General features: G+C 57.6%; 18 protein-coding genes and 1 tRNA gene. 2 read left to right on the forward strand and 17 right to left on the reverse strand.

Annotated elements, in window-relative coordinates; genetic code table 11:
- Window positions 1–25: 25 nt before the first annotated feature.
- Window positions 26–1,327, reverse strand: a complete 1,302-nt coding sequence (locus ACSHXH_RS05280; protein WP_435670728.1) for a flagellar hook protein FlgE — start codon at window positions 1,325–1,327, stop codon at window positions 26–28.
- Window positions 1,328–1,430: 103 nt separating this feature from the next.
- Complete coding sequence (locus ACSHXH_RS05285; RefSeq protein ID WP_435670729.1) at window positions 1,431–2,258, reverse strand: flagellar motor protein MotB; 828 nt, start codon at window positions 2,256–2,258, stop codon at window positions 1,431–1,433.
- A 168-nt stretch (window positions 2,259–2,426) separates the two neighbouring features.
- Here ACSHXH_RS05285 and ACSHXH_RS05290 point away from each other — a divergent pair, with 168 nt between their 5' ends.
- Window positions 2,427–3,200, forward strand: coding sequence for a hypothetical protein (locus tag ACSHXH_RS05290; protein WP_435670730.1), 774 nt, complete (start codon window positions 2,427–2,429; stop codon window positions 3,198–3,200).
- 3 nt (window positions 3,201–3,203) lie between these two features.
- Here ACSHXH_RS05290 and ACSHXH_RS05295 read toward each other — a convergent pair whose 3' ends face one another.
- The 6 genes from ACSHXH_RS05295 to ACSHXH_RS05320 form a co-directional block, all read right to left on the reverse strand.
- Complete coding sequence (locus tag ACSHXH_RS05295) at window positions 3,204–5,312, reverse strand: TRAP transporter permease (protein ID WP_435670731.1); 2,109 nt, start codon at window positions 5,310–5,312, stop codon at window positions 3,204–3,206.
- Between the two features lie 61 nt (window positions 5,313–5,373).
- Window positions 5,374–6,384 (reverse strand): TAXI family TRAP transporter solute-binding subunit, encoded by a 1,011-nt coding sequence (locus tag ACSHXH_RS05300; protein WP_435670732.1) that lies wholly within the window; start codon window positions 6,382–6,384, stop codon window positions 5,374–5,376.
- A 121-nt stretch (window positions 6,385–6,505) separates the two neighbouring features.
- Window positions 6,506–7,843: a sigma-54-dependent transcriptional regulator gene (locus tag ACSHXH_RS05305; RefSeq protein ID WP_435670733.1), complete on the reverse strand. Its 1,338-nt coding sequence runs from the start codon at window positions 7,841–7,843 to the stop codon at window positions 6,506–6,508.
- On the reverse strand, window positions 7,836–9,590 hold the full coding sequence (locus tag ACSHXH_RS05310) for a sensor histidine kinase (protein ID WP_435670734.1): 1,755 nt from the start codon (window positions 9,588–9,590) through the stop codon (window positions 7,836–7,838). Before ACSHXH_RS05310 ends, ACSHXH_RS05305 begins: the two co-directional genes overlap by 8 nt.
- A gap of 52 nt (window positions 9,591–9,642) precedes the next feature.
- The gene (locus ACSHXH_RS05315; RefSeq protein WP_435670735.1) at window positions 9,643–12,813 is read right to left on the reverse strand and encodes an efflux RND transporter permease subunit; all 3,171 of its coding nucleotides are present in this window, start codon (window positions 12,811–12,813) and stop codon (window positions 9,643–9,645) included.
- Window positions 12,814–12,816: 3 nt separating this feature from the next.
- Complete coding sequence (locus ACSHXH_RS05320; protein ID WP_435670736.1) at window positions 12,817–13,962, reverse strand: efflux RND transporter periplasmic adaptor subunit; 1,146 nt, start codon at window positions 13,960–13,962, stop codon at window positions 12,817–12,819.
- Window positions 13,963–14,235: 273 nt separating this feature from the next.
- On the opposite strand from ACSHXH_RS05320, the gene ACSHXH_RS05325 reads away from it, so the two are divergent.
- Window positions 14,236–14,312, forward strand: a tRNA-Pro gene (locus tag ACSHXH_RS05325).
- A gap of 19 nt (window positions 14,313–14,331) precedes the next feature.
- Here ACSHXH_RS05325 and ACSHXH_RS05330 read toward each other — a convergent pair.
- The 9 genes from ACSHXH_RS05330 to mutM all read right to left on the reverse strand — a co-directional run bounded on the left by ACSHXH_RS05330 (window position 14,332) and on the right by mutM (window position 25,674).
- Window positions 14,332–15,357, reverse strand: coding sequence for a phosphotransferase family protein (locus ACSHXH_RS05330; protein WP_435670737.1), 1,026 nt, complete (start codon window positions 15,355–15,357; stop codon window positions 14,332–14,334).
- On the reverse strand, window positions 15,354–16,583 hold the full coding sequence (locus tag ACSHXH_RS05335) for an acyl-CoA dehydrogenase family protein (RefSeq protein WP_435670738.1): 1,230 nt from the start codon (window positions 16,581–16,583) through the stop codon (window positions 15,354–15,356). Before ACSHXH_RS05335 ends, ACSHXH_RS05330 begins: the two co-directional genes overlap by 4 nt.
- A gap of 166 nt (window positions 16,584–16,749) precedes the next feature.
- Complete coding sequence (gene gyrB, locus ACSHXH_RS05340; RefSeq protein WP_435670739.1) at window positions 16,750–19,167, reverse strand: DNA topoisomerase (ATP-hydrolyzing) subunit B; 2,418 nt, start codon at window positions 19,165–19,167, stop codon at window positions 16,750–16,752.
- Window positions 19,168–19,274: 107 nt separating this feature from the next.
- Window positions 19,275–20,384, reverse strand: coding sequence for a DNA replication/repair protein RecF (gene recF, locus ACSHXH_RS05345; RefSeq protein ID WP_435670740.1), 1,110 nt, complete (start codon window positions 20,382–20,384; stop codon window positions 19,275–19,277).
- Window positions 20,385–20,413: 29 nt separating this feature from the next.
- Entirely contained in the window at window positions 20,414–21,532 is a 1,119-nt protein-coding gene (dnaN, locus tag ACSHXH_RS05350) for a DNA polymerase III subunit beta (protein ID WP_435670741.1), read from the reverse strand.
- Window positions 21,533–21,686: 154 nt separating this feature from the next.
- The gene (gene dnaA, locus ACSHXH_RS05355) at window positions 21,687–23,069 is read right to left on the reverse strand and encodes a chromosomal replication initiator protein DnaA (RefSeq protein ID WP_435671001.1); all 1,383 of its coding nucleotides are present in this window, start codon (window positions 23,067–23,069) and stop codon (window positions 21,687–21,689) included.
- 479 nt (window positions 23,070–23,548) lie between these two features.
- Window positions 23,549–23,812 (reverse strand): 30S ribosomal protein S20, encoded by a 264-nt coding sequence (gene rpsT / locus ACSHXH_RS05360; protein WP_435670742.1) that lies wholly within the window; start codon window positions 23,810–23,812, stop codon window positions 23,549–23,551.
- A 155-nt stretch (window positions 23,813–23,967) separates the two neighbouring features.
- A complete protein-coding gene (locus tag ACSHXH_RS05365; protein WP_435670743.1) occupies window positions 23,968–24,744 on the reverse strand; it encodes an enoyl-CoA hydratase in 777 nt (258 codons plus the stop codon).
- 78 nt (window positions 24,745–24,822) lie between these two features.
- On the reverse strand, window positions 24,823–25,674 hold the full coding sequence (mutM, locus tag ACSHXH_RS05370; protein WP_435670744.1) for a bifunctional DNA-formamidopyrimidine glycosylase/DNA-(apurinic or apyrimidinic site) lyase: 852 nt from the start codon (window positions 25,672–25,674) through the stop codon (window positions 24,823–24,825).
- Between the last annotated feature and the right edge of the window lie 7 nt (window positions 25,675–25,681).

Genomic DNA, 25,681 nt, shown 5'->3' on the forward strand with positions numbered 1-25,681 from the left:
ACTTTGTCCTTCCCCGGTCAGGGCTTTAACGTTTGATGTTCGTCGCTTCTTGCAACATCTCGTCGACGGTCTGGATGACCTTGGCGTTCGACGAATAGGCCCGCTGGGTCCGGATCAATTCGGTCAGTTCATTCGCGATGTCGGTTGCCGATTCTTCGAGAGCGAAGGACAGAATGTCGCCGGTCGACCCGTTGCCAGCATCCCACAGAAAGAAGCTGCCACTTTCAGGGGTTGGCATGTAAAGCTGGCTTCCGGCCGCGGCCATTCCATTGGGATTGGGAATGTCGACCAACGGAACCTGATACAGCGTCCGGGTTGTGCCAGTGTCATAAAACGCCGTGACCAGTCCGGTTTCATCCACTTCGACAGAGGTGACTTTGCCCACTGGCGCGCCGTCACGACCGATGTTGAAAGGCGCAAAAATATCAGAGAGTTGGGACAAACCTTCATTCAAGCCGGGCCGTCCGATATTGATGTCGATCGGTCCACTGGGTGCGGTAATAGTGAAAATACCAGTGGCTGGATCATAAGGCCCGCCTACGGTGTCAGTCGCACTTAGCAACGTGCCACCCAAAGTGCGTGCATCGTCGAATTCGAGGTCATATTGCCCAATCACGGTCGCAGGATCGGCGCCATCAACCACCGCAAGTGTCCATTGGTTTGAAGTTCCAGTGGTGGGAACCACAGGGGTGAACGTAAATTCAAGAGTCTGTGCACGTCCAAGATTGTCATAGTATTCAATGGATTGGGTCAATGGATCACCCAATGCGCCGACTTCGGTTTCGGTTGCGGGCAAATTGATCCCCAATTCGATACGGGTTGTCGGTTCGCCGCTGAATTGGTTGACGTTGATCCGAACAGGTTCCAACGCTTCGCTGGTTGCGCGGGGATAATTGGGGATGCTGCCATCAAGGTTCGCAGGCCATCCCAACAGGATTTGGCCCGAAGCAGTGCGCAAATAACCGTTTGCATCCGTTCGGAAAGACCCGGTTGTTGTCAGGAACATTTGTGGTGTTTCCGACCCCGACAAGACCTCTGTCGCTTGTGCCACTGGCAAGAAACCACGACCGCTGACAGCAAGGTCTGTCGGGTTCGATGTTGTGGCAATCGCGCTGTCCTGGTCGATATACCGCTGTGTCGTCGTACGCACGCCACCCGCAGTGTATGTCCCGCCGCCCGAGGTCACGACCATCGAATGAAAATTCGCCTCGACCCGTTTGTATCCCGGTGTCTGGGAGTTGGCGATATTGTCGGAAATCGTGGCCAAGCGGGTTGCGTGTGACGCAAGGCCAACGACGCCCGCGCTGAGAGAAGAGGAAATCGACATGAAACGCCTTTCTGGTGAGGTGGCTTGTGGTCCTCATAGAAATACGGCGACGGGTTTAACGGCAGGCTAACGGATAAAAATTGACTTATTTCCCCAGATTGGCTCAGTACCTCAGATAGATAATCTCGATCCGGTTGTTGCGATGCGACATGAGGTTATCGACAACGGGCGCTCGGTCTCCGTAGGCGGTCACGCGTCGGACGCGATCCGATTCCAAGCCATAGCCGGTCAAAAGATCGGAAACCTGAAAGGCACGCTCTGCTGACAAATCCCAAACCGGGTCTTCAATTCGTACGATTGGGGCTTTGGCGACGTGACCTTCAACCGCGATTTCGTTGCGCAAAAGCTTGCTCGCCTCGCGGACAGCAAATGCGATTTCGCGCATAAGATTGGTTGGCTCGGCCCCATCAGTAAAAAGCGGTTCCTCTTCGGTATCGAAAAATTCGAGCACCAGACCTTCATCTGTGACCCGGGTCACGACGTGGCGCAACCAGCGATCCTCGACCATACTTTCACCGCCAAGACCCAGCAGAACATCCTGAACTTCTTTGAACGCTTCGCCCTGACCGCCATCTTGTTGGGAGTCGTCATCGCCTCCGTTTGACGCATCCCCATTGGAATCCTGAAGCGAGCTTGCCCCAACACCCATGCGGGGCAAAACATCAGACGCGAAAACGCTTTCCCCCATGAACATCCCGTCAGACCCACTGGACAAGCGGCTGATCGGGGCGGTCGGGCTAAAATAGTCCGCGATTCCCTTGCGTTGCTTTTCAGTGGTCGCATTCAACAGCCACATCAGCATAAAAAACGCCATCATTGCAGTGACGAAGTCGGCATAAGCCACCTTCCAGGCACCACCATGATGCCCACCTGCAACGATGATTTTCTTACGCTTGATGATGACTGGCGCGACATTTCTGTCGATCGCCATACCCTACTCTCCTTACGCCCCGCGATGGGGATAGCAGGTGGACGTAAACCTTAGCTTAACACTTAAAAATGGAGGCGTTTCGTAGACCCGCGCAATTCGCCTGAACAAACACACACCTTGAATTTCCGACAAAATGAAACAGTTTTCCCCCAACGGCAGGAGACGATGATGCGCATATTTCTCACAGGCCTTTCAGTCTCATTCGCACTGACCCTTGGTGGCCCCGCCAGTGCAGAGATTTACCACCGCGAGACCATTCAGAATTTTCGTGCAGTCAGCATCGCTTACGATGCAGAGGTCTGTGGTATCTGGGTTGCCAATGAAAGCAACGAAGTTATTTTGCTGTCCACCTTCGGAAAGGAACTTCGCCGCTTTGACACCGGCATGCGGTCGGTGCGTAGCCTGACTGTTGAAGGTGACAATATTCTGATCGCCAATGGCTGGGGTGAATTTCGCCGCCTCGATCGAGAGGGACGCCCAATAGATTCACCCTTCCGGCTAAGCGAGACGCTGTATGACACCGAAGGGCTGCACCGCGATGCGGATGGCAGTTTCCTGGTTGTCGAAGATGACCCATCGCGCCTGATGCGGGTCGCGCCCGACGGTACAGTTTTGATGGAGCTTTTCGGCGACAGCTTCGATCCCCCCATGACCGAGCCACAAGGCGTGACCCGTGATCCGTATTCCGGCAACATCCTTGTGGTGGATGACAACGAAGGTCTGAACAGCCTGTTTGAACTGGCCCCGGATGGACGGGTTCTTTCGGTGGCCCCGTTATCCGAGTATGGGCTGGATGCTGAAGGAGTGGCGTTGCAACCCGAGACCGGGACGCTCTATGTCGGGTTTGACAGCGGGCGCGCTTTAGCGATCTTTGACTGGATGCCGACGGAAATCACTATCAACACGCCTCTGGATCGCGGACCTGACTGTGCGTATTCCTGACAGTCACTGCCCGGGCTGGACGGCCACACGAGCACCGAACCGGACGTTCCAGACAAGCAGTGCAACAACCGTCACCAGACCAAATAGGTTGAGCAAGAGAGTTGCAGGCCAAAGACACGCAAGCCCGGCGGCAAAGCAGGCCAAGCGCATGACGATGCCAAAGGGCCGCTCCATACAACCCTGCAAGCCCGCCGATAACGCGTAGACACCAAACACCGCGAAGAAAAACACTTGTATCATTGCGGGCCAATCACCCGACAGGAAGGGCGTGTACGCGAATAGGACAGGCACGATATACAATCCCTTTGCCAGCTTCCAACTGGCCACACCCGTCGCCATCGCAGGGGCCTTGGCTATTGCGGCTGCGGTAAAGGCAGCAAGCGCAACGGGCGGCGTGACGTTGCTGTCCTGAGACAGCCAAAAGATGATCATATGTGCCGACAAAAGCGCGCTTGTGGCAACGGCAGGCGGCACCACCAGATCGCGCAGCGGGGCGGCGATCTCAAGAGGTAGGCTTTGGATCAAGCCTGCAGCCTCTGCATGGGTCAATTCGCGGCTGAGCATGTCGATCTGTTCCGGCACGCCAAACATGAGCACGGCTTTGGCCGTCTCAGGCAATGCGCCCGAGGCCAGTTGCGCGATCACGAACTGGTCGCTGATCATGCCCGACAATGCCGGTGCGGACAGCGTAGCAAGCACAATATAGGCGGCAGTCACAGGCAACCCCATGCCAAGAACAAGGCTGGCTAGCGCGATCAGTACCAATGCAATGAGGATGTTTCCGCCCGCCCAGCTTGCAATCATCAGACTGAACGTGTTGCCAATCCCAGCCGTGGCAATGACGTTCACGATCAAGCCAACGGCACAGAGCAGAACCGCCGTCAGAACCATACCCTTGGTGCCCATGACAAACGCTTCGAACACGGCCTTGGGGCCCATCGGGTTCTTCGTGAGCCAGCTTGATACGATCACCGCAAAAATGCCAAACACCGCCGCATAGGTGGGCGTAAAGCCGACCACCAAAAGCGTGATCAATGTGGCAATCGGGATCAGGAAACTCGCACCACCCTCTTTAAAGGCTGACCCAAGTGTCTGACCTTCATCCGGCATCGGCGGCAGGTTGTTGCGGCGCGCTTCGATGCGCACGAAAAACGCGACCGACAGGAAGTAAAGCAGCGCAGGGAGCGCCGCGACAGCCACGATGGTTTCGTAGGGAATTTGCGTAAAGCTAGCCATCACAAAGGCACCTGCCCCCATGATCGGTGGCATAAGCTGCCCGCCGGTTGAAGCCGCCGCTTCGACGCCGCCAGCAAATTTCGGTTGGAACCCGGCACGCTTCATCAGCGGGATAGTGATAACGCCGGTGGACGCGGTGTTGGCAACCGCAGACCCCGAGATCGTACCGGTTAGGCCGGATGCAATCACCGCGACAATGCCGGGTCCCCCCACCATCTTGCCCGCGACCGCACGCGCTATGTTGATCACAAACTCGCCAGCGCCGGACCGCAGCAGGAACGCGCCGAAGATGATGAACAAGAATACATAGGTTGAAGAGATGCGCGCGATCGTACCGAACATTGCGTCATCCCCAAAGATCGACCGGAATGCGACGGTCTCAACGCTCAGACCCGGAAAGGCAAAGACCCCACCGACATATTTCCCCCAGAAGGCAACATAAGTCAGCGACAGGATGATCAGGATGGGGATGATGTTCCCGGCCACGCGACGCGTCAGCTCAATAGCCCCAAGAATACAGATGATGACCGCAATCCAGTCTGCCGTCGCAAGTTTGACGCCTCGGTCATAGATCGCGTTTTCGGCAAAGGTCAGCCATACGGCAGAGGCGGCAACCGCAATCCCTATGATCAGATCAAGGGCAATTGGCGCGGCCTTGCCACGCGCGCCGCGCCACATGGGGTAAAGAATGGCGGCCAATGCCGCAAAACCGGCAAAGTGGAAGCTGTTCCGCTGCAATTCGGACAGCACGGGATCGAAGGCGACATAGATATGTCCAACCGCGATAAGGAAGCAAAAAACTGACAATACGACGTCAGCTGTGCCCCGGAACGACCGCAAGCGGCCTCCGTCTTCGTCTTCGTCAATCTGTGCCATTGCCCCACCCGATCCAGTTTGGCCAGCCCGCACCAAAGCGCGGGCTAGCCGGAGTGTCGGTTTACTGAGCGATCAGACGCTCAGGTACATCCAGGCCAACTTCCTGGTAGTAGCGCAGCGCACCTGGGTGCAGCGGCAGGGGCAGGCCTGCAATTGCGCTTTCGATGGCCATAGCCTTTGTGGCTGGGTGGATCGCCTGCAAGAATGGCAGGTTTTCGTACATGGCTTTGGTGATCTGGTAGACATGCTCTTCTGGGACATCCGTGCTGGTCGCAAGGAAGTTTGGCTGCGCGATTGTCTGCACATCCATGTTCTGACCCGGATACGTGCCGGCTGGAATGGTGAACGGTGTCCACAGACCACGGTCGCCGTCACCCATCGCCATTTCTTCTTCAGTAAAGTTCAGCAGCGTGACGGAATCGCCAGCGGACGCCATCAACTGGCTGATTGCACCAACCGGGATACCGGCAGGAATACCAACGCCTTTAACCTGGCCGTTCTGAAGCGCCTCGGACGACGGGCCATACCCGCCGAACACCAGTTCATAGTCGGTTTCGATGTCGATACCGAATCCAGACAGGATTGCCGCGTTCGACCCGATTGTCCCAGAGTTCTGGCTGCCCAGCGCCATGCCTTCGCCCTTGAGCGCCACCATGTCGGCCATTGTGCCTGTGGTTGCGGCGTCGGACGAGATGATGAAGTGCTCAACGTTCTGCCAAAGCATCGAAACCGACCGCATGTTTTCCTGTGCGCCCACTTCGGCCAGCGGGCCAGTGCCTGTGCCAGCGTAATAGCCGTACAGACCCTGCAGAATCCCGAACTGGGCTTCGCCTTCGCGGATCAGGCGCACGTTTTCGCCAGACCCGGCAGAGCTGATTGCTGCCATACCAATTTTCGTGCTTGGTTCAAGCTTGACCTTTACCAGCGTCGCAAGCGCCACGCCAACCGGGTAATAGGTGCCACCAGTCGATGCGGTTGCCAGAATATACGTAGCGCCTTCGTCCTGAGCCTGAACGGCCGCACCCGACAACGCAATAGTCGCGGCCAATGCCGCGGTCTTGAAGTGTTTCATGATGTCCTCCCACTAAGTGCACTTTTGACAGCGCTGCCCAGACCATACGCAAAGGAACACTGTGTGGGTAGGAAACAATCCGCAGGTTAGCGAAAACAACGCCTGCGGAAATCCGCAGGGATCAGTCGAGTAGCTTGGATTTCTCAAGACCCAGCTTGACGATCTTGTCATTCAACGTGCGTCGCCCGATGCCCAGCGCCTCGGCCACCGCATCCATACGGCCGCCGTGGTTCAAAATTGCCTGAGAGATCAGGGTCTTTTCAAACCGCGCCACCGCTTCGCGCAGCGTGGCGGGCACATCGTCGGTCTGGTCATCGGTGCGCAATGCTTCGGCCACCGATCCGCCCCCGCGCCGCGCGGCCAAGACCCGGCGTTCTGCCACATGGCGCAATTCACGCACATTCCCCGGCCAGCCATGGGCCAAAAGGGCAGCGGCATCTTCAGGCGTCATCTCAATCGGGCTGATTTCATAGGTTTCACAAAGTTGACCAACGAAATGCTCATAGAGCAGGACAATATCATCCCCACGGTCGATCAACCGGGGCAGGCGCAAAGCAAAGGTATTGAGGCGGAACAAAAAATCTGCGCGAAATGCCCCCGTCTCAACCAACGGCCCAAGTTCGTCATTGGTCGCGGCGACGATCCGCACATCGGTCTGCACGTCATCATCAGTGCCCACTGGCTGGATGATCCCCGTTTCCAACGCACGCAGCAGCTTTGTCTGCACCGCAACCGGACAGGCTGCCACCTCGTCCAGAAACAACGTGCCGCCATCCGCCTTTCGAAAACTGCCCAAAAGCGTGTTCGCAGTACCAAACAACTGTTCTTCTACACGATCGGGCGCAAGCGTGGCACAATTTATGGCAACAAATTCCTTGTCGCGGCGCGGACCCAAACGATGCAGCGCCCGCGCCACCAGTTCTTTGCCAGTCCCAGTTTCGCCGGTGATCAGGACAGGCGCGTCAGACAAGGCAAGGTCAACCGCCTCGGCCTTGAGCTCGGCCACGCGCATATCGCTGCCAAGCAGTACGCGGTCCAACCCAGACAAAGACACAAGCTGTTCCCGCATCCGTCTGGTCATCCCGGACAATCGGTGCTGTTCCGCTGCATGCCTCAAAACCGTCAGCAACCGCCGAGGTTCAAACGGCTTTTCCAAGAATGAATACGCGCCGTTCTGAATCGCATCCACCGCCATCGGAATGTCCCCATGCGCTGAAATCAGAACCAGAGGCGGCGCAGGGCGTTTAGACATCTCGTCCAACAACTCTAGACCGGACATACCCGGCATCCGCACATCCGACAGCACAACATCCGGTGCGGTTGCGTCTAGCCGGGACAGGGCCACTTGCGCGCTGCCCACAGCTTCAGCCACCCAACCGGACCGCTCTAGCAGAACTGCCAAAGACTGCCGCATCTCGGAATCGTCGTCGACAATCAGCACCCGGAATATGTCAGGCATCGGAGCCATCCGCTTTGGGAAGAGTGATCACAAACACTGCACCTTGGTCTGGTCCGTTTTCAGCATAAAGCGTGCCACCCATTTCGTTGATGATCTGGCCGGAAATGGCAAGGCCAAGCCCCATCCCCTTTCCCGAGGGTTTGGTGCTGAAAAACGGCTTACTCAGGTCTGCAATGTTCAAACCACCCAACCCAACACCATTGTCTGACACTGTCAGAACAATCGATCCAGGCTGTTCAGTCATCGTCAGATCAACCGCCCCGTCCGTGATATCCTCGGTGGCATCAATCGCATTGCGCAAAAGGTTCACGATGACCTGCTCAAATCGCTCTGGCCGGCCACGCAAGGTGACCAATGCATCAGGCACTGTGACATTGAGCTGTGTCTGTGCGTCCCGTGCCGTATGCCTCACAAGCTGCATCGCAGCCTCTATGGTGTCATGAACCGGAAAGACGGTCGTTGTAGATGCAGAGGTCCGACCGAACAGCCGTAGTTGATCGACGATCCGCTGCATCCGGTCCACCAAACCCGAAAGCTGCGGCCAAAGCGCGTTGGGCTGTGCATCCACGGCGATTTCCTCGGCCACGAGGTAATTGCGCATCGCTGAAATCGGTTGCCCAAGCTCGTGCGTGATCGACGCTGACAACTGGCCCAATGCGGCAAGCTGTTCTTTCTGAGCCAGTTCACTTCGCGCGGATTCAAGCTTTTGTTCGGCGCTGCGCCGTTCCTCAATCTCGCGGGTGAGGCGCTGCCGGTCGGCGTTGGAAATCACCAAAGCATTCCGCAACTGCGCGGCGCGATAGATGGATGCGGCGACCGTCAAAACCAGCAGGCTCATCACCCCGCCTGCAACATAAAGCATAGCCAGGCGTCGCGATTCCCGCACCTCGGATAGCAGGTGCAATGACCAGTCCTCTTGTTCAAGATAGGCTTTGGTCCAGACATAAGCCGTGCCATCCAACCGCGCGCGCCTTTCGCCTTCTTGCACCCAATCGAGGGGAAACAAGGTCCTGTCTCCGAATTGCTGCTGCTCGGCGACCATGCGCCGGTCCGTATCAGACAGCGGGGACATATAGCCATAAATCAGGTCTGAATCAGAGCTGGCCAAAACCACGCCTTGTTCATCCGTCACCATGACCAACTCACCATTGCCCGACAGCGCACGGCTTAAGTCATCAAACCCGATCTTTACGGTAACCACGCCAAAGATCGTGCCATCAACATCGCGCACGGGTTCAGCAATAAAATAACCCGGCCGCCCCGTGGTGACGCCCACCGCATAGAAGCGACCAGCCCCACCTGCGACCGCATCGCGGAAATAGGGTCTAAAGGTGTAATAATTATCAACCAGGCTTTGCGCGTCCAGATAGTTTGACGACGCAATCGTCTTGCCGTTTAGGTCGAGCACATAGACAAATTCGGCCCCCGCCCGCGCGGCAATATCGGCTAGGATCGGGTTCAACCCTGCGGTGTCCCCGGTGATCAGCGCCTCCAGCGTTGTCTCGTCGACAGACAAGACATATGGCAAATGCTCAAGCCGGGTGAGCGCATCGTCTATGGACGATGCAAAGAACTGCGCGCGTTCAGGTGTTTTGGCCGCTTCGGTTCGCAGGAAGTACGACGCAAGCGCAAGATAGCCGACCACGGCAATCACGCAAAATCCCACAAACGCGGCGACCAGAAACAGCCCCCGCCGCTGTTGCGGGTCGTCGCTTTCATGTCCTTGTTTCAAAACCGTGTCGATCATCCTCAGACCTATATCGGAGGATGACCGGCAACGTCAGCGATAAATAGTCTGGTTATTCCGCCACAACCGGCACAGGGCCAGCATCCTCCTCAACCGGGCGCGCGGAGAGAACAAGCCGCAGCAATGGCGGCACGGTCAACAGCGTCAGAAAAGCCGACATTGCCAACCCACCAACCACAACGGCCCCCAGACCTCGATACAATTCAGACCCGGCGCCGGGGAACAATACCAGCGGGATCATCCCGCACACAGATGTCAGTGTAGACATGAAGATCGGCCTGATCCGGTTGCGCGTTGCTTCCTCGATCGCGTCAATCGGTGACATGCCGTCTTCGCGGAGGTGGTAAAGCGTCTGGTGCACGATCAGGATCGCGTTATTCACAACAATTCCGACCAAGATCACGAAGCCGAGCAAGGTCAGCATGTCCAATGGCTGTGTCCCGACCATATTGAGCACTGCCAGGCCGCCGACCCCACCCGCCGCGGCAACCGGAACCGAGATCATCACGACCAGCGGCAAAACAAAGGATTCGAACAGAACGGCCATAACCAGAAACACAATCACCATCGCCACTGCGAGGTTGATCTGAATGGCGTTCCACGTCTGCGAAAGCTGATCCGCCGTCCCGGACACCGACATCCGAACGCCGGGCGGCAAGCCCTGTTCTTCGAGCGCGGCAATCACCTCGGTTTCCAAAAGCTCGACCGCCGCCTCCAGCGGCAGCGCATCAGAGGGGCGCACTTCGAGCGTGATGGTCCGCAATCGTTCCAGATGGCGAATCTCGGTTGGTCCAGCAGTTACGCGCACTTCGGCCAGTTCGGAAACCGGAACAATCCGTCCCGTGGGTGTTACCACCGGGAAGCTGCCCACATCTTGCGTGCGCAGGCCGCTAAGGATCGTAGTGTCGCCCTTTAGCGTCAGGTCAAGGCGTCGGTTACCCACGTTGATCTCGGCCACGCGCAGCCCGTCATTGAACGCATCCACGGTCGCAGCCAGATCTTGTGTCGTCAAACCGGCATCTGCAAGCCGCACGCGATCTGGGATCAGACGCACCTCTGGTGCCCCAAGCTCAAGACCCGGAATGGGGCGGAACTGGTGCCCTTCAGAGCGCGGCAACAACTGGCCAATCGTGCCTGCAGCCCGACCCGCGACGTTCAGGATATCCTCAAGCTCATCACCCGAAATGTTCACTTCGATGGTGCGCCCACCGCCCACACCACGCCCGAACAGAGATGGCTGGGTCATAAAGCCGAACGTCCCCGGTTCGGCAAAGATCGGGCGCGACAGGATCGGGATCACTTCCGCCACCCGGCTACCGTCAACGGTTGCGGCACCAACAAAGCTGTTGCCAGGCGTGGCGACAAAGAAGAACGAGTCAAGCGCAGGCTGACCATCTTCGGTTTCGGTCTCAGGCGCGGCAGACCACATCGGGCGCGCGACCGCCTCGATCCGTTGCGCAATCGTTTCGGTGGTTTCAAGATTGTACCCCGGAGGCGGGATGATCAAACCGAATACTAGATTGCGGTTTCCCTCGGGCAGATATTCCAGCTTGGGCAAAAACAGCCAGGCGGCTGTCAATGCACCAGTGGCAATGCCAGCCACCATGACAAGCCCAGCCGTACGATACCGCACCGTGAACCGCACGTATTTCATGATCAACCATGTGAACCCACGACCGAAATGGTCGATTCCCGGCAAGGGCAATTTCTTGGTCTCACCGCTTTTGAGCAAACGGCTCGACAGCGCAGGTATCACCGTTACAGCGACCACAAGAGACAGCAAAACAGACACCGAAATCGCCACAGCGATGTCGCGGAACAATTGCCCTGCCTCAAGCTGCATCACGAGGATCGGGATAAACACCATCACAGTCGTCAGAGCGGACACAAGGATCGCGCCCCAGACCTGTTTGGCCCCGATATACGCCGCTTCGCGCCTCGATTTGCCCTCTTCCCGCAATCGAAAGATGTTTTCGAGCACGACAATCGCCGCGTCCACAATCATACCGACAGCAAAAGCAATCCCCGCAAGCGAGATCACGTTAAGCGTCCGTCCGGTCACCGCCATCGCCACAAACGTGGCCACGATAGACACCGGGATTGCCATACTGATCACAAGCGTCGCGCGCGGGCTGCGCAAGAATATCAATAGGACTGTGGCCGCAAGCAGACCACCGATCCAAATGTTCTGCGTCACAAGGTCAATCGCGCCTTCGATATAGATCGTCTCGTCATAAACCTGTTCAAGCGTCAGACCATTCGCGGCAACAGGGCCTGCCTCAAGGTCAGCGATGACCGCCTTAACCTCTTCCATGGTCGAGATGACGTTCGCGCCCTGCTCACGGACGATGTTAAAAGCCAGCGCAGGTTCCCCGCGAAAGCGGAGACGTGCCGTGTTTTCCTTGTAGGCAAAGGCCACGTCGGCCACGTCACCAACCCGCACTCGGCCCAACGCACCGTTCGCACCAAGGCTTTCGCTGCGCAGGACAACGCTGTTGATTGCCTCGATGGTGTTCAGATTGCCATCCGCGCGCACAGTATAGCGTCGCTTGCCTTCCTCGACATCGCCGGCTGAGATGCTGACATTTTCGGCGCGCAGGCGCGACACGACGGCGGGGATCGTCAGACCCAAACGCGCCAGCTCCTCTGGGCGGATCACGATCTGCAATTCGCGTGACACGCCGCCAAAGACGTTGACGGTAGACACGCCATTCACCCGCTCAAGACGTTCCTTCACGATATCTTCGACAAAGTCGCCATATTCCGGCAAAGACCGCGTGTTGCCCTCGGCGGCGCGAACCATGACCCATGCAATCGGGCTGTCATCAGAGCCTGATGTATTCAACGTCGGCTCACTCGCTTCGCTTGGATATCCGCCAACCCGGTCCAGACGGTTCGACACCAGCAACAGGATATCGCCCATATCCGATCCGATGGCGAATTCGAGCGTGACAGACGCTTGCCCGGTGCGGGCGCGGCTTGTCATAATTTCCAAGCCTTCAAGACCACGGAACGCGTCTTCCTGCGGGTTTATGATCTCGCGCTCGATCTCGACCGGGGCGGCCCCCGCCCAATTTGTTTCTACGACCACAACGGGTTTGCGCACATCCGGAGCAAGCTGCACGGGAATCCGGCTCAAAGCCAAAGCTCCGAAAAGAACCGCCATAATGACAACGGCCATGACGGCGATCGGCCGTTCGATTGAAGCGCGGATCAGGTCCATCGTTTAGCCTTTGCTGCCGGTTTCATCAGGCGCTCCCGCAGCCGGTGCCACTTCTGCTGGCGGACCAGTCGGCGCGATATCTTGTCCCGGACGCAGACGTTCGTTGCCGCGCACCACAACTTCGTCGCCTTCGGACAAGCCAGACAGGATCTCGAAGGAATTGTTTAGCGCCACACCAATCTCAACCGTGCGGGGCATGGCTTTGCCGTCTTGATTAACGAACACGCTCCAGCCGCCCTGCGCCTGAACAAGCGCATCTTTGGGCACCACAAGAACCTCACGCGGGGCGCTGATGGGCACATCAAGCGTCACCGTCTGGCCAACAGCGATATTGGCATCCGGGTCCGCCAATGCAAAACGGACCGGCCGGGTGCGCGTTGCCGCAAATTCGGTGGGCAGTATGGCCCGCAAGGCCAAAGACACGGTGTCACCGATATCTGTTGTGGCCGTGACCATCTGATCCTCGCGCAGGGCGCCGACGTATCGGGCGGGCACGTTGGCTTCGATCTCAAGTGCGCTGGTGTCAATCAGCGTGGCCACCTGACTGCCTGCCGGAATGAACTGACCCACCTCCGTGGCGACCTCAAGCACAACCGCATCAAACGGCGCACGGACCACCGCATTGTCGAGCCGGTAGCGAGCTTGTTCCAGCGCATTTATGGACGCCTGAATGCGCGCCTGCGCTTCTTGCTGGGAACCATTTGCTTCTGCAAAATCACTTGCGCGCTCTTCAAGCTGCGCTTCAGCGATGGTGGAATTCTGCCGCAAGGTCTCTGCCCGGCGGAACGCTTTTTCTGCACGGTCCAGACGCGCTGCCGATACTGCGATACCGGCTTCGGCGATAGCAATCTGGGCCTGGGCTTGGGCCATTTCGATCTCGAGCAGTTCGGTATCTAGGCTGGCCAGCAAATCTCCTTTGGCAACCCGATCACCCACGCGGACCGGCACCTCCTGGGCAACGCCACCAACGCGCGCAGCTACCGCGCTTTCACGCCCGGCAACCACCTCTCCAAAGACGGTCACGGTTTCAGCCATCGTGCTGGTTGACACGAATTCCGTTGAAACACCTGCAGGTCCGCCCTGCGCGGCAACGTCAAGCGGCAGCCCGAGCATCACGACGATCATTGCGCAGCGTGCAAGTCCTTGCATGATGCATCTCCTTTTGTCTTCGGCACTTTGCCGTATCACGAAATCTAGCGCAGTCTTGCGCAAAAGCATGGCAATACAGAGATTCGTCGGAGTTATCCGTTTTGGATGCTTGCAAAGGCATCATTTGATCCGGTCGCTCTTATTGTCTGCGCACAGGCTGGAACAGTGGAAACCCCGGTACAGGTCCATACGCGCCCGGCGCGAATTCGCGGTTCCAAGCCCAAATCAAGGCTTGTCAAACACACACGTGGGCAGTAGTTCCCCGTGCACGGTCGGGCTGTAGCGCAGCCTGGTAGCGCACCTGCTTCGGGAGCAGGGGGTCGGAGGTTCGAATCCTCTCAGCCCGACCAGTATCACCCAAACTATGCCCTAGGCTGACTTGGCCGCATGCAATCCGCCTTGCGCAAAGGCAGGAACCAATGCGCCAAGCTCCAATGCGCGTTCGGGATTTGACGCATTGCCATCCAGCGCCCGGCGTTTCACGCCTTGCAAGATCGAGGCCATGCGGAAGAAACAAAACGCAAGGTAAAACCCAAAGCGCTCGATCCCGGCAAGCCCCATCCGCGCACAATACGCATCAACAAAAGCAGCGTCCTCCGGGATACCAAGCGCCTGTCGATCCACCCCTGCGAGCCCACGTCCGGTGTTTCCAGGCGGCAATGACCATTGCATGATAACGGCGGCAAGATCGGCAAACGGATGGCCCAGCGTGGATAATTCCCAATCAAGGACCGCGATACAAGTGGGGCTGTCAGGCGCAAATAGCAGGTTGTCGATGCGGTAGTCGCCATGCACCAGCGTGACCCACCCATCATCGGGTGGCAGATTAGCATGCAACCAATCGATCAGCGCGTCCATATCGGGGATCACGTCTGTCTCGCTTGCGCGGTACTGCTTGGTCCAACGGTCAATCTGCCGCTGGTAGTAATTTCCCTGCGGACCGTAATCCGTCAATCCTGAGCCGTCGAGATCAACAGAATGGATCGCGGCAAGCACGCGGTTCATGTCATCAAAAAGCAGGGTGCGATCTGCAACACTCAGATCTGGAACACGTGGATCGACAAAGCTGCGCCCCGCAACATACTCCATCACATAGAACATGGACCCGATCAGTGACTCGTCCTCGCAAAGCGCGTGCATCCGAGCCACCGGCACATCCGAGGCTGCCAAGGCACGCTGCACGCGAAATTCGCGGTCTACCGCATGGGCAGACTTCAGCAACAGGCCGGGTGGCTTGCGGCGCAGCACATAAGCACCGGATGCCCCGGTCAATTTGAACGTTGGGTTGGACTGCCCGGTTGCAAATTTCTCAACCCGGACAGGCCCCCGAAAGTCAGGCACATTTGCGGCCATCCACGCCTCAACCGCCACAAGATCGAACGGTGCTGCGGTCATGAGTTGGTGTATTTGCGCAGTTCCGCGCGGGCGACTTGACGGCGGTGCACCGCATCTGGGCCATCCGCGAACCGAAGCGTGCGCAGATGAGTCCACATCCTCCAAAGCGGCGTGTCCTGGCTGATACCCGATCCGCCAAAAAGCTGCATCGCCTCATCCACCACCTTGAGCGACATGAGCGGAGCCACCACCTTGATTTGGCTGATCCAAGGCTGGGCAGCCCGGGTCCCTTGGGTTTCCATCATCCACGCCGCCTTGAGGCACAAAAGGCGCGCCTGTTCGATCTCCATACGGGCGTTGGCAATAATGTCGTAATTGGCACCCAATTCGATGATCGGCTTACCAAACGCCTCGCGGTGCAAGCCGCGTTTGCACATCAGTTCGAGCGCCTTTTCAGCAAGGCCAATGGACCGCATGCAATGGTGAATGCGCCCCGGCCCAAGCCGCCCTTGCGCAACCTCAAACCCGCGCCCTTCGCCAAGAACAATGTTCCGCGACGGGATACGCACATTGGTGAATCTCAGATGCATGTGCCCATGCGGAGCGTCGTCCTGACCAAACACGTGCATCGGGCGCAGCACCTCAATGCCGGGTGTGTCGGCATCCATCACGAACATCGTATGGCGGCTGTGCTTGGCGGCATCTGGGTCAGAACAGGCCATCAGAATATAAAGCGCACAGCGCGGATCACCGGCCCCCGAGATCCAGTATTTCTCGCCGTTCAGTACCCAAGCATCGCCATCTTTCTTGGCTTCGAACGCCAGTTGCGCGGCGTCGGACGACGCGACATCGGGTTCGGTCATCACATAAGCCGACCGAATATCCCCGTCGAGCAACCGGGTCAGCCAGCGCTCTTTCATCCAATCCGCGCCGTAACGCTCCAACACTTCCATATTGCCAGTATCGGGGGCCGAGCAGTTGAACACCTCGGCGGCAAGATGCACCTTGCCCATCTCCTCTGCCAGATAGGCATATTCCACAGTGCTCAGGCCATGCCCCTTGTCACTTTCCGTCAGCCAGAAATTCCAAAGACCGCGTTCCTTGGCCTTGGCCTTAAGCCCATCAAGGATTTCAATCTGCCGATCTGTGTGCTGGAATCTGTTACCGGACGGATGCTTGCCCACTTCTGCGTGATATTCTGCGTCCAGTGGCGCAATCTCGGTCTCAACCATTGCGCGGACATTTTCGACAAGCGTTTTAACGCGCTCCGACATTCCCAGATCCATAATGGCTCGCTCTCCCTTACGCGAAAATTTCTGAGATGCTAGAAGCAGAACCCACAAACGACCAGAGGTCGCGTGCCTGTTCTTCTCTGGTTGAAAAATATCCTGATGAGCGCGAGGGGTAAATCCCCTCGCACCCGTCTGATTGGCGCAGCCAATTTGAAACCGATCAGAAGTCTAGGTTTTCGACACTGAGCGCGTTCTGCTGGATAAACTCGCGGCGCGGTTCAACCACATCGCCCATCAGCTTTGTGAACAGGTCATCCGCTTCGGTCATGTCGTCGACCTTGACCTGCAACAGCGTCCGCGCGTCGGGGTCCAGCGTGGTTTCCCATAGCTGATCAGGGTTCATTTCGCCCAGACCTTTGTAGCGCTGATAGGTCAGCCCCCGCTCACCCTCTTCGAGAATTGCATGCAAAAGGTCCAGCGGGCCGTAGATCATCTGCTTTCGATCCTTGCGGACCAATTGCGCAGGCTTGTCGTAGACCGCTTGCAGGCTTTGCGTAAAGCTGCCGGTCTTGCGCGCCTCACCGGACCGAAGCATCGGGCCATCCAGGGTCCGCACTTCTTCGACACCGCGCAAGATCCGCGCGAGGCGGAAACCCCGGTCCTGCGTGATCCGGCCTTGCCAACCCCGTTCGTATTCGAGCGCAATCAGATCCAGCCGTGTCGCAACCTTGTCGGCCACGCCTTGCAAATCGGCATCCACAGCGCCCGGAACGAACGCCCCGGCAATCGCCGATTGCTCGAGGATATGGCGGGGATAATGCGTCGGGAAGGCATCCAGAACACGTTTGAGCTGGCGCGCCTCTTCGACCACGCGCACAAGATCCTGACCCAGAATGGCCTCGCCATTGCCCTGCACAAGCTGTGCACCATCTGTGCCCTGCTGAATCAGGTATTCTTCCATCGCGGTTTGATCCTTGAGGTACACCTCGGATTTGCCACGCATGACTTTGTAAAGCGGCGGCTGGGCGATATAGAGATATCCACCGTCGATCAATTCGGGCATCTGACGGTAAAAAAACGTCAGAAGCAGGGTTCGAATATGCGCGCCGTCCACGTCGGCGTCGGTCATGATGACGATCTTGTGGTAGCGCAGTTTCGAGATGTTGAATTCATCGCGCCCGATCCCGGTGCCAAGCGCCATCACGAGGTTGCCGATTTCCTGGCTTCCCAGCATCCGGTCAAAGCGCGCGCGCTCGACGTTCAGGATTTTACCTTTCAGCGGCAAAATGGCTTGTGTGCGGCGGTCACGACCAGTCTGGGCCGATCCCCCCGCGCTGTCACCCTCGACGAGGAAGAGTTCTGTTTGCGACGGGTCCTTTTCCGAACAATCCTTGAGCTTGCCAGCCAAAAAGTTCACATCCATCGCTGTCTTGCGACGGGTCAGTTCCCGCGCCTTGCGCGCGGCTTCGCGGGCAAGCGCGGCTTCAACGATCTTACCGACGATGCGCTTGGCCTCGTTCGGGTTTTCCTCGAACCATTCAGCCAGCTTTTCGTTCACAAGGCTTTCAACGGCCGGACGGACTTCGGACGAAACCAGCTTGTCCTTGGTTTGGCTCGAGAATTTTGGGTCGGGCACTTTGACCGACAAGACACAGGTCAAACCCTCACGGGCGTCGTCGCCTGTGAAATTGACTTTTTCCTTTTTCGCAATGCCCGAGGACTGCGCGTAATTGTTGATCGTCCGTGTCAGCGCGCCGCGGAAACCCGCCATATGCGTGCCGCCATCGCGCTGCGGGATATTGTTGGTAAAGGGCAGGACAGTCTCATGATAGCTGTCGTTCCACCACATCGCCACCTCTACACCGATGCCATCGCGATCACCGACCATGAAGATCGGCTCGGGCATGACCGGGGCTTTGGAGCGGTCGAGATATTTCACGAATTCCCGAACACCGCCTTCATAAAACAGCTCGGATTTGAGCGGTTCCGCCGGGCGCTCATCTTCCAGAATGATGCGCACGCCGGAATTCAGGAACGCCAGTTCGCGCAGGCGCTTTTCCAGCGTGTGAAAATCGTAGTCATGATTGGAAAAGGTCGTAAGCGAGGCCAGAAAGCGCACTTCGGTGCCCTTGTTGCCATTTGCGTCCCCAACCACTTCGAGGTGCTTGACAGTATCGCCGCGTTCGAACCGCGCGATGTGTTCCTTACCGTTGCGCCAGACGCGAAGTTCCAGCCAGTCGGACAGCGCGTTCACCACCGACACACCCACACCGTGCAGGCCACCGGACACTTTGTAGGAGTTCTGGTCGAATTTGCCGCCTGCGTGTAGCTGGGTCATGATGACCTCAGCCGCCGACACGCCTTCCTCTTCATGGATATCGACAGGAATTCCACGTCCGTTGTCACGTACCGAAACACTGTTATCGGCGTGGATTTTCACCTGCACAAAGTCGGCATGCCCGGCCAAAGCCTCATCAATACCGTTGTCGACGACTTCATACACCATGTGGTGCAGACCCGACCCATCGTCGGTATCGCCGATATACATTCCCGGACGTTTACGGACAGCCTCCAAGCCCCTGAGAACCTTGATAGAATCTGCGCCGTATTCTTCGGGAGCCTGTGCGGGGTCTGCCATGGAAATGCCCTTTGTTATTCTGGTGATTTTATACGCGAAAGCCAAAGGGTTGTCACGCGACTGACACAAGATTTAGCGGTCGGCGGATTTATCTGGCAGACAGTTTGTCAAAGGCCGTCACGGGCGGACACGATTGTGCCTGTGCTTGTTTCGGTCACTTCAAAATACTGGGCGCGCGACCCAAGTTCTGTGAACAACTCAGGGCCTGTGCCTGTCATCCACGCTTGCGCGCCCAGCGCCGAGATTTCATCGTAAAGCGCGGACCGACGGCTGGCATCAAGATGCGCTGCGACCTCGTCCAAAAGGACAATTGGCGGTGCCCCGAAATCCTTGACCAACGCGCGCGCGTTGGCCAGCACGAGCGAGATCAGCAGCGCTTTTTGCTCTCCCGTCGAGCTGTCAGCGGCAGGAACGCCTTTGGCCGCGAAAACCCCATAGAGGTCAGCGCGGTGCGGGCCAACAAGGGTGCGCCCCGCAGCCAGATCACGAAAGCGGCTTTCCTCGAACGCGACGCGCAGATCATCAGCAGTTTCGGGCATCGTGCCTTCGGTTTGCACCAGATCAAGCTGTGCCGCCGGAAACTGCGTGCTGGCCTGATCTTGGGCCTCGGCGATCCGGTCAAGCGCGCGCTGCCGGTTCGCATGGATCACAGCGCCTGTCTGCGCCATCTGCGCCTCCAAAGCCTTGTACCACATTGGATCGCGCACCTGATCCTTGAGCAGCCGGTTGCGTTCGCGCATGGCTTTTTCATAGGTCAACGACACATCGCCATGGTTCGGGAAAAAGCTGAGCGTCATGCGGTCCAGAAACCTGCGCCGCCCTTCGGCCCCTTCGATCCAAAGCCGGTCCATCGACGGCAAGAGCCACAAAACGCGCACCAGTTCGCCAAGGCGGGTCTGGGCTGCGGGCTTGTCGTTGATCCTGACCTGACGTGGCGCACCCTGTTCCGACTGAAACGCGATATCCTGAAGGCCCTCGGGGGTTTCTACCAGACCGTTGACCTTCCAGCCCAACGCTTCGGGGCGGCGGGTCATGTCCTGCGCCGAAGCGCGGCGCATCCCACGACCGGGGGAAAACAGCGATACCGCTTCGATCAGATTGGTTTTGCCTGCGCCATTCAGACCGTACAGCACAACTGGCCTTGCGTCGGGTTCAAGCGACACATGCAGATGAGACCGAAAATGCGAAAGCGTGAGGCGGTTGAGATAAAGTGGCAACAGCGCCCCCGTTCAAAGGCGCTGATGCGTCAAACGCGCATCGGCATGACGACGTAAACCGCGCTGGTGTCATTGCCTTCGCGCATCAATGTCGGGTCACCAGCAGAGTTGAACATGAACACCGCGTTTTCGCGGTCCACCTGGCTGGCAATTTCCAAGAGGTACTTCGCGTTGAAGCCAATTTCCAAGCGATCATCCCCATACGCAACGGCAAGTTCTTCTTCGGCAGCCCCGCTGTCGGGCGCATTGACCGACAGGATCAGGCGGTCTTCGTCCAATGAAAGTTTCACCGCACGCGACCGTTCCGAAGACACGGTGGCAACCCGGTCCACGGCTTTGGCGAATTCCGCTGCGTCCACTTCAAGGCGGCGTGTGTTGCCCTGTGGGATCACACGCGTGTAGTCGGGAAAGGTACCGTCAATGACCTTGGACGTCAGTGTGATGTCCGGCGTGGCAAAGCGCACCTTGGTTTCTGACACCGACACAGCGATCTGCATGTCGTCGTCATCCAGCAGCTTGCGCATCTCGCCTACGGTTTTGCGCGGTACGATCACACCGGGCATATCGTCGGCCCCTTTTGGCAGGGGCGCGTCGATGCGGGCAAGACGGTGACCATCGGTCGCCACACAGCGCAAAACCTTGCCGGCTTCGCCATCAGCGACGTGCATGTAGACACCGTTGAGATAGTAGCGGGTTTCCTCGGTCGAGATCGCGAACTTCGACTTGTCGAACAAGCGGCGCAGAACCGGCGCAGGGGCCGAGAAGTTCGCGCTATATTCCGACGATGCCATGACCGGGAAGTCTTCTTTCGGCAGTGTCGCAAGCGAGAAGTTAGACCGCCCCGCCTCGACTGTCAGACGGCCAGTTGCGCTGTCTTCGGACACCGATACAAGCGCGCCATCGGGCAGTTTGCGCACAATTTCATGCAGCGTCACAGCCGACACCGTGGTTGATCCGGCGCGTTCGACCTGAGCCAAGGCGCGATCCACCACTTCGATATCAAGGTCCGTCGCGCGGAACTGGACGGTTTCGCCATCCGCTTCGATCAGGACGTTGGCCAAGATCGGAATGGTATTGCGGCGTTCCACGACGGACTGCGCTTGCGACACCGCCTTAAGCAGTGTTCCGCGTTCCATGCTGAATTTCATGCGTTTATCCCCCGACTGGCCGGACGCCGACAGTAACCCGCATCAGGGTCGCTCTCCAAGCCCTTGTTTTGCAATTTCTTGGGCGTATTGCGCGCAGGGTCAAGGGCAGGCGCGCAGGAACGCGCGCCATGTTGGCAAATGTTGTGTGTTTGACTCAGGCCTCAAGCGCCCGACGCAGCAATTCGACGTCTTCTGCGATCTGAGCGTCCTGTTTTTTTAGCTCTTCGATACGCTTTACGCCGTGCATGACCGTTGTGTGGTCACGCCCGCCAAAGTGACGGCCGATTTCTGGCAGGGACCGCGTGGTCAATTGCTTGCACAAATACATCGCAATCTGACGGGGCCTGGCAAACGTGCGCACGCGCTTGGGACCAACCAGATCAGAATGGCGGATTAGGTAATGATCCGCGACCTTGCGCTGAATCTCTTCAATCGACACTTTGCGTTCCGATACACGAAGGATGTCAGTCAGACATTCTTGGGTCAAATCCATCGAGATCGGCTTGCCGACAAGCGATGCAAAGGCGAACAGACGGGTCAGTGCGCCTTCGAGGATACGCACATTGCTGACGATACGGGCCGCAAGGAATTCAAGAATCCCACGTTCGACTTCGAGGTCGGGATACATGCGCGAATACATCTCGGATTTGGACTGGAGGATACCAAGGCGCAGTTCGTAATCGGTTGGGTGCAGATCAACGACCAACCCGCTTTGCAGGCGCGATCGGATACGGTTCTCAAGATCCTTGATCTCGTCCGGGGCGCGGTCTGCGGAAATGATGATCTGCTTGTGCTGATCCACAAGCGCATTGAACGTGTGGAAAAACTCTTCCTGCGTGCTGTCCTTGCCCGCGATGAACTGAACATCATCGACCATCAAAACATCGACAGAGCGGAACAATTCCTTGAAGTCCATCATCTTGCGATCCCGCAGCGCCTGAACAAATCGGTACATGAACTGTTCCGCCGACAGGTTGAGCACGTTGAGGTGCGGATGCCGGGTGCGCAGCTCCCAGGCGATAGCGTGCATGAGGTGCGTTTTGCCCAGACCCACGCCCCCATACAGGAAGAGTGGGTTGAAAGTGACAGGGCCACCTTCGGCGACACGGCGCGCGGCGGCATGCGCCAGCTCGTTGGGTTTACCGACAACGAAGGAGTCGAATGTGAACCGTTTATCAAGCGGCGACCCATGTAACGTGTCAGTCAGCGCTTGGGCCTTGACCTGAACAGCAGGCGCCGCAATGGGTTCAACAGGAGTCGGAGCGTCTTCGACGCAGAGACGCGCACTTTGGGTGTCTGTGACCGTGTCAAACACGATACGACGGATTGAGGGGCTGATCCGAGCGACCTTGGACAACAGCATATCACCATAGTTCTGGGACACGTAGTTGCCGAAAAAATTCGTTGGCACACGGAACCGGGCAATACCCTCGTCCACACCAATATAGCTCAGTGGTTCTATCCAGCTTTGGAAACTGTTGGTACCCATTGTCTGATGGAGTTCATCCCGGATTGCTCCCCACTGGTCTTGCGTCATTTGTCCCTGTTCCACTGTCGGCATGTTGTTCCACATGCGTTTCCCCTAAACCGGTGGACATCATTGGCCCCCCATACGGCACATCGCGGGATCAACGCGTGCAGGACACCCAGAGCGAACTGGGTGTTCTGAAACTGGGATAAAACAACACCTGGCAACGTGGAGTTGGTCAAAGCCCTTAACATCAATATGGACGTAGCTGTCGACCGTTAATCGACTTTCACCGTCGTGCCAAAATCCAAGCAAATGTCTTTGCTGAATTTGCACTAACGGGGCCTGTCCCCCTGAACGCGATGTGACTCGCAAGTACGAGTTATAAGCCCAGACGAAGGCCCATCAACTGAACTTCGTTGTTGACTCAGACAAAGCCGGAAAAGAATCTCTGACCGGTGCAAAGCTGCGCAAGCGCCATAAAAAAACGCCACTTCGGATGAAGCAGCGTCTTGATTTTCAATCCCAGTTTGGTCAGCTAACGATTCTCAGCCGAGGGATTTGACCCGCGATGACAGCCGGGACACTTTGCGCGATGCGGTGTTTTTGTGGAACACACCTTTGGTCACGCCACGCATGATTTCGGGCTGAGCGGCGCGAAGAGCAGCAGTCGCAGCTTCTTTATCGCCGGATGCGATTGCTTCTTCGACTTTGCGGAGGAATGTACGAATGCGCGAACGACGCGCTTTATTGATGGCGAAACGCTTTTCGTTTTGCTTTGCGCGCTTCTTTGCTTGGGGCGAATTGGCCATGTGATGTATCCTGGTTCGTTTGGTTCAAATAGGTTTGCATAAAACTGCACGCCCGGAACCAACGACCGGATCGAATCTTGCCTAAGCGGGCAGCACACGCATGTGACGAGGCGTATAGCCCCAGATGGCCTTTGTGAAAAGACCCCTTTTCGCGATTATCTGTCGCGGAACTGGGCCGTACGTTTTTCAAGAAAGGCCGCCATGCCTTCTTTCTGGTCTTCGGTAGCGAACAGCGAATGGAACAGGCGGCGTTCAGCCAGCAAACCTTCACTCAGCGTTGTCTCGTAGGCACGGTTCACCGCCTCTTTGACGGCGAATGTGGCCAGCATGGATTTCTCAGCGATCTTGGAGGCGGCGGATTGCGCCTCTTCCATCAGCGATTTCGCAGGAACGACACGGCTGACAAGGCCAGAGCGTTCGGCTTCTTCTGCGTCCATGAACCGCCCGGTAAGATGCATGTCCATGGATTTAGATTTCCCAACATACCGGGTCAGACGTTGCGTGCCGCCGATACCTGCCACGACGCCCAAGTTGATTTCGGGCTGGCCAAACTTGGCCGTGTCAGCCGCAATGATGAAGTCGCACATCATCGCCAATTCGCATCCGCCGCCCAGCGCGTAGCCGGACACAGCCGCGATGATCGGTTTGCGCACCTTGCAGACCGCTTGGGATTCAGAGCCGAAGAAGTCGGACATGAACATCTCGACAAAGGTCTTTTCCGACATTTCTTTGATGTCAGCACCCGCAGCGAATGCTTTGGCAGAGCCGGTTAGGATGATGCAGCGCACTTTCTCATTGGCGTCTGCGTCTTCGAGCGCGCTTGCCAATTCAGACAACAACTGACTGTTGAGCGCATTCAGCGCGTCTGGCCGGTTGAGTTTGATGGTGGCAACGTGATCTTCGATTTCGACGATGATCGTCTCATAAGCCATGAGGTCGGGCTCCGTTCGGTGATCTGTGGCGTGCAGCCTTACGCATCTGGCTGGTACCGTTCAAGCTCTCTTTTCGCGCTACCTCTGGCAAGTCGGGCAATAAAAGGTCGAGCGTCCCGATTGCACAATCCGACGGATCTCCGTGTCACATCCGGGGGTGCGACACGGTTCACCCTCACGGCCATAGACATCAAAGCTGTGCTGAAAATACCCCAGCTCCCCATCGGCTTGCCGGAAATCCCGCAAGGACGACCCGCCCGCTTCAATCGCTTCTGACAACACGTCCCGGATGATCGGCACAAGCCGTGAAATCCGGTCTTTCGAGACTCGGCGCGCGGGCCGTGTTGGGTGAATTTTTGCCCTGAACAGGGCTTCACATACGTAGATGTTGCCCAGGCCCGCGATCGTTTTCTGGTCCAACAACGCGGATTTCATCGGTGTGTTGCGGTTGGAGAGTGCAGCCAAAAGATAAGCATCATCAAAGCTGTTGCCCAACGGCTCGGGCCCGATGGACGCCAACAGGGGGTGCTGTTCGGCCCCGTCTGTTGCAAACAGGTCCATCGCGCCAAAGCGACGTGGATCGTTGAAGGTGATGCGCGCGCCATTGTCCATGTGCAAGACAACATGGTCGTGTTTCTCAGGTGCCGGGTGGTCATGCACGAACTGGCCCAACGGATCACCCGACACCAGCATCCGTCCGGACATGCCAAGATGGATCAATGCGGTTTCCCCGCTATCCAGATCGGCAAGGATGTATTTCGACCGTCTGCGCAGCCGCAGAACGCGCGCGCCCGTCAGCCGATCCGCCATATTTTCGGGAAACGGCCACCGCAGATCAGGACGGTTCACCTGCGCTATTGCGATGACGTACCCCTCCATAGCGGGGGCAAGCCCGCGTCGTACCGTCTCAACCTCGGGCAATTCGGGCATTTGGGCT

Source organism: Marivita sp., assembly GCF_051251565.1.
Taxonomy (GTDB): domain Bacteria; phylum Pseudomonadota; class Alphaproteobacteria; order Rhodobacterales; family Rhodobacteraceae; genus Marivita.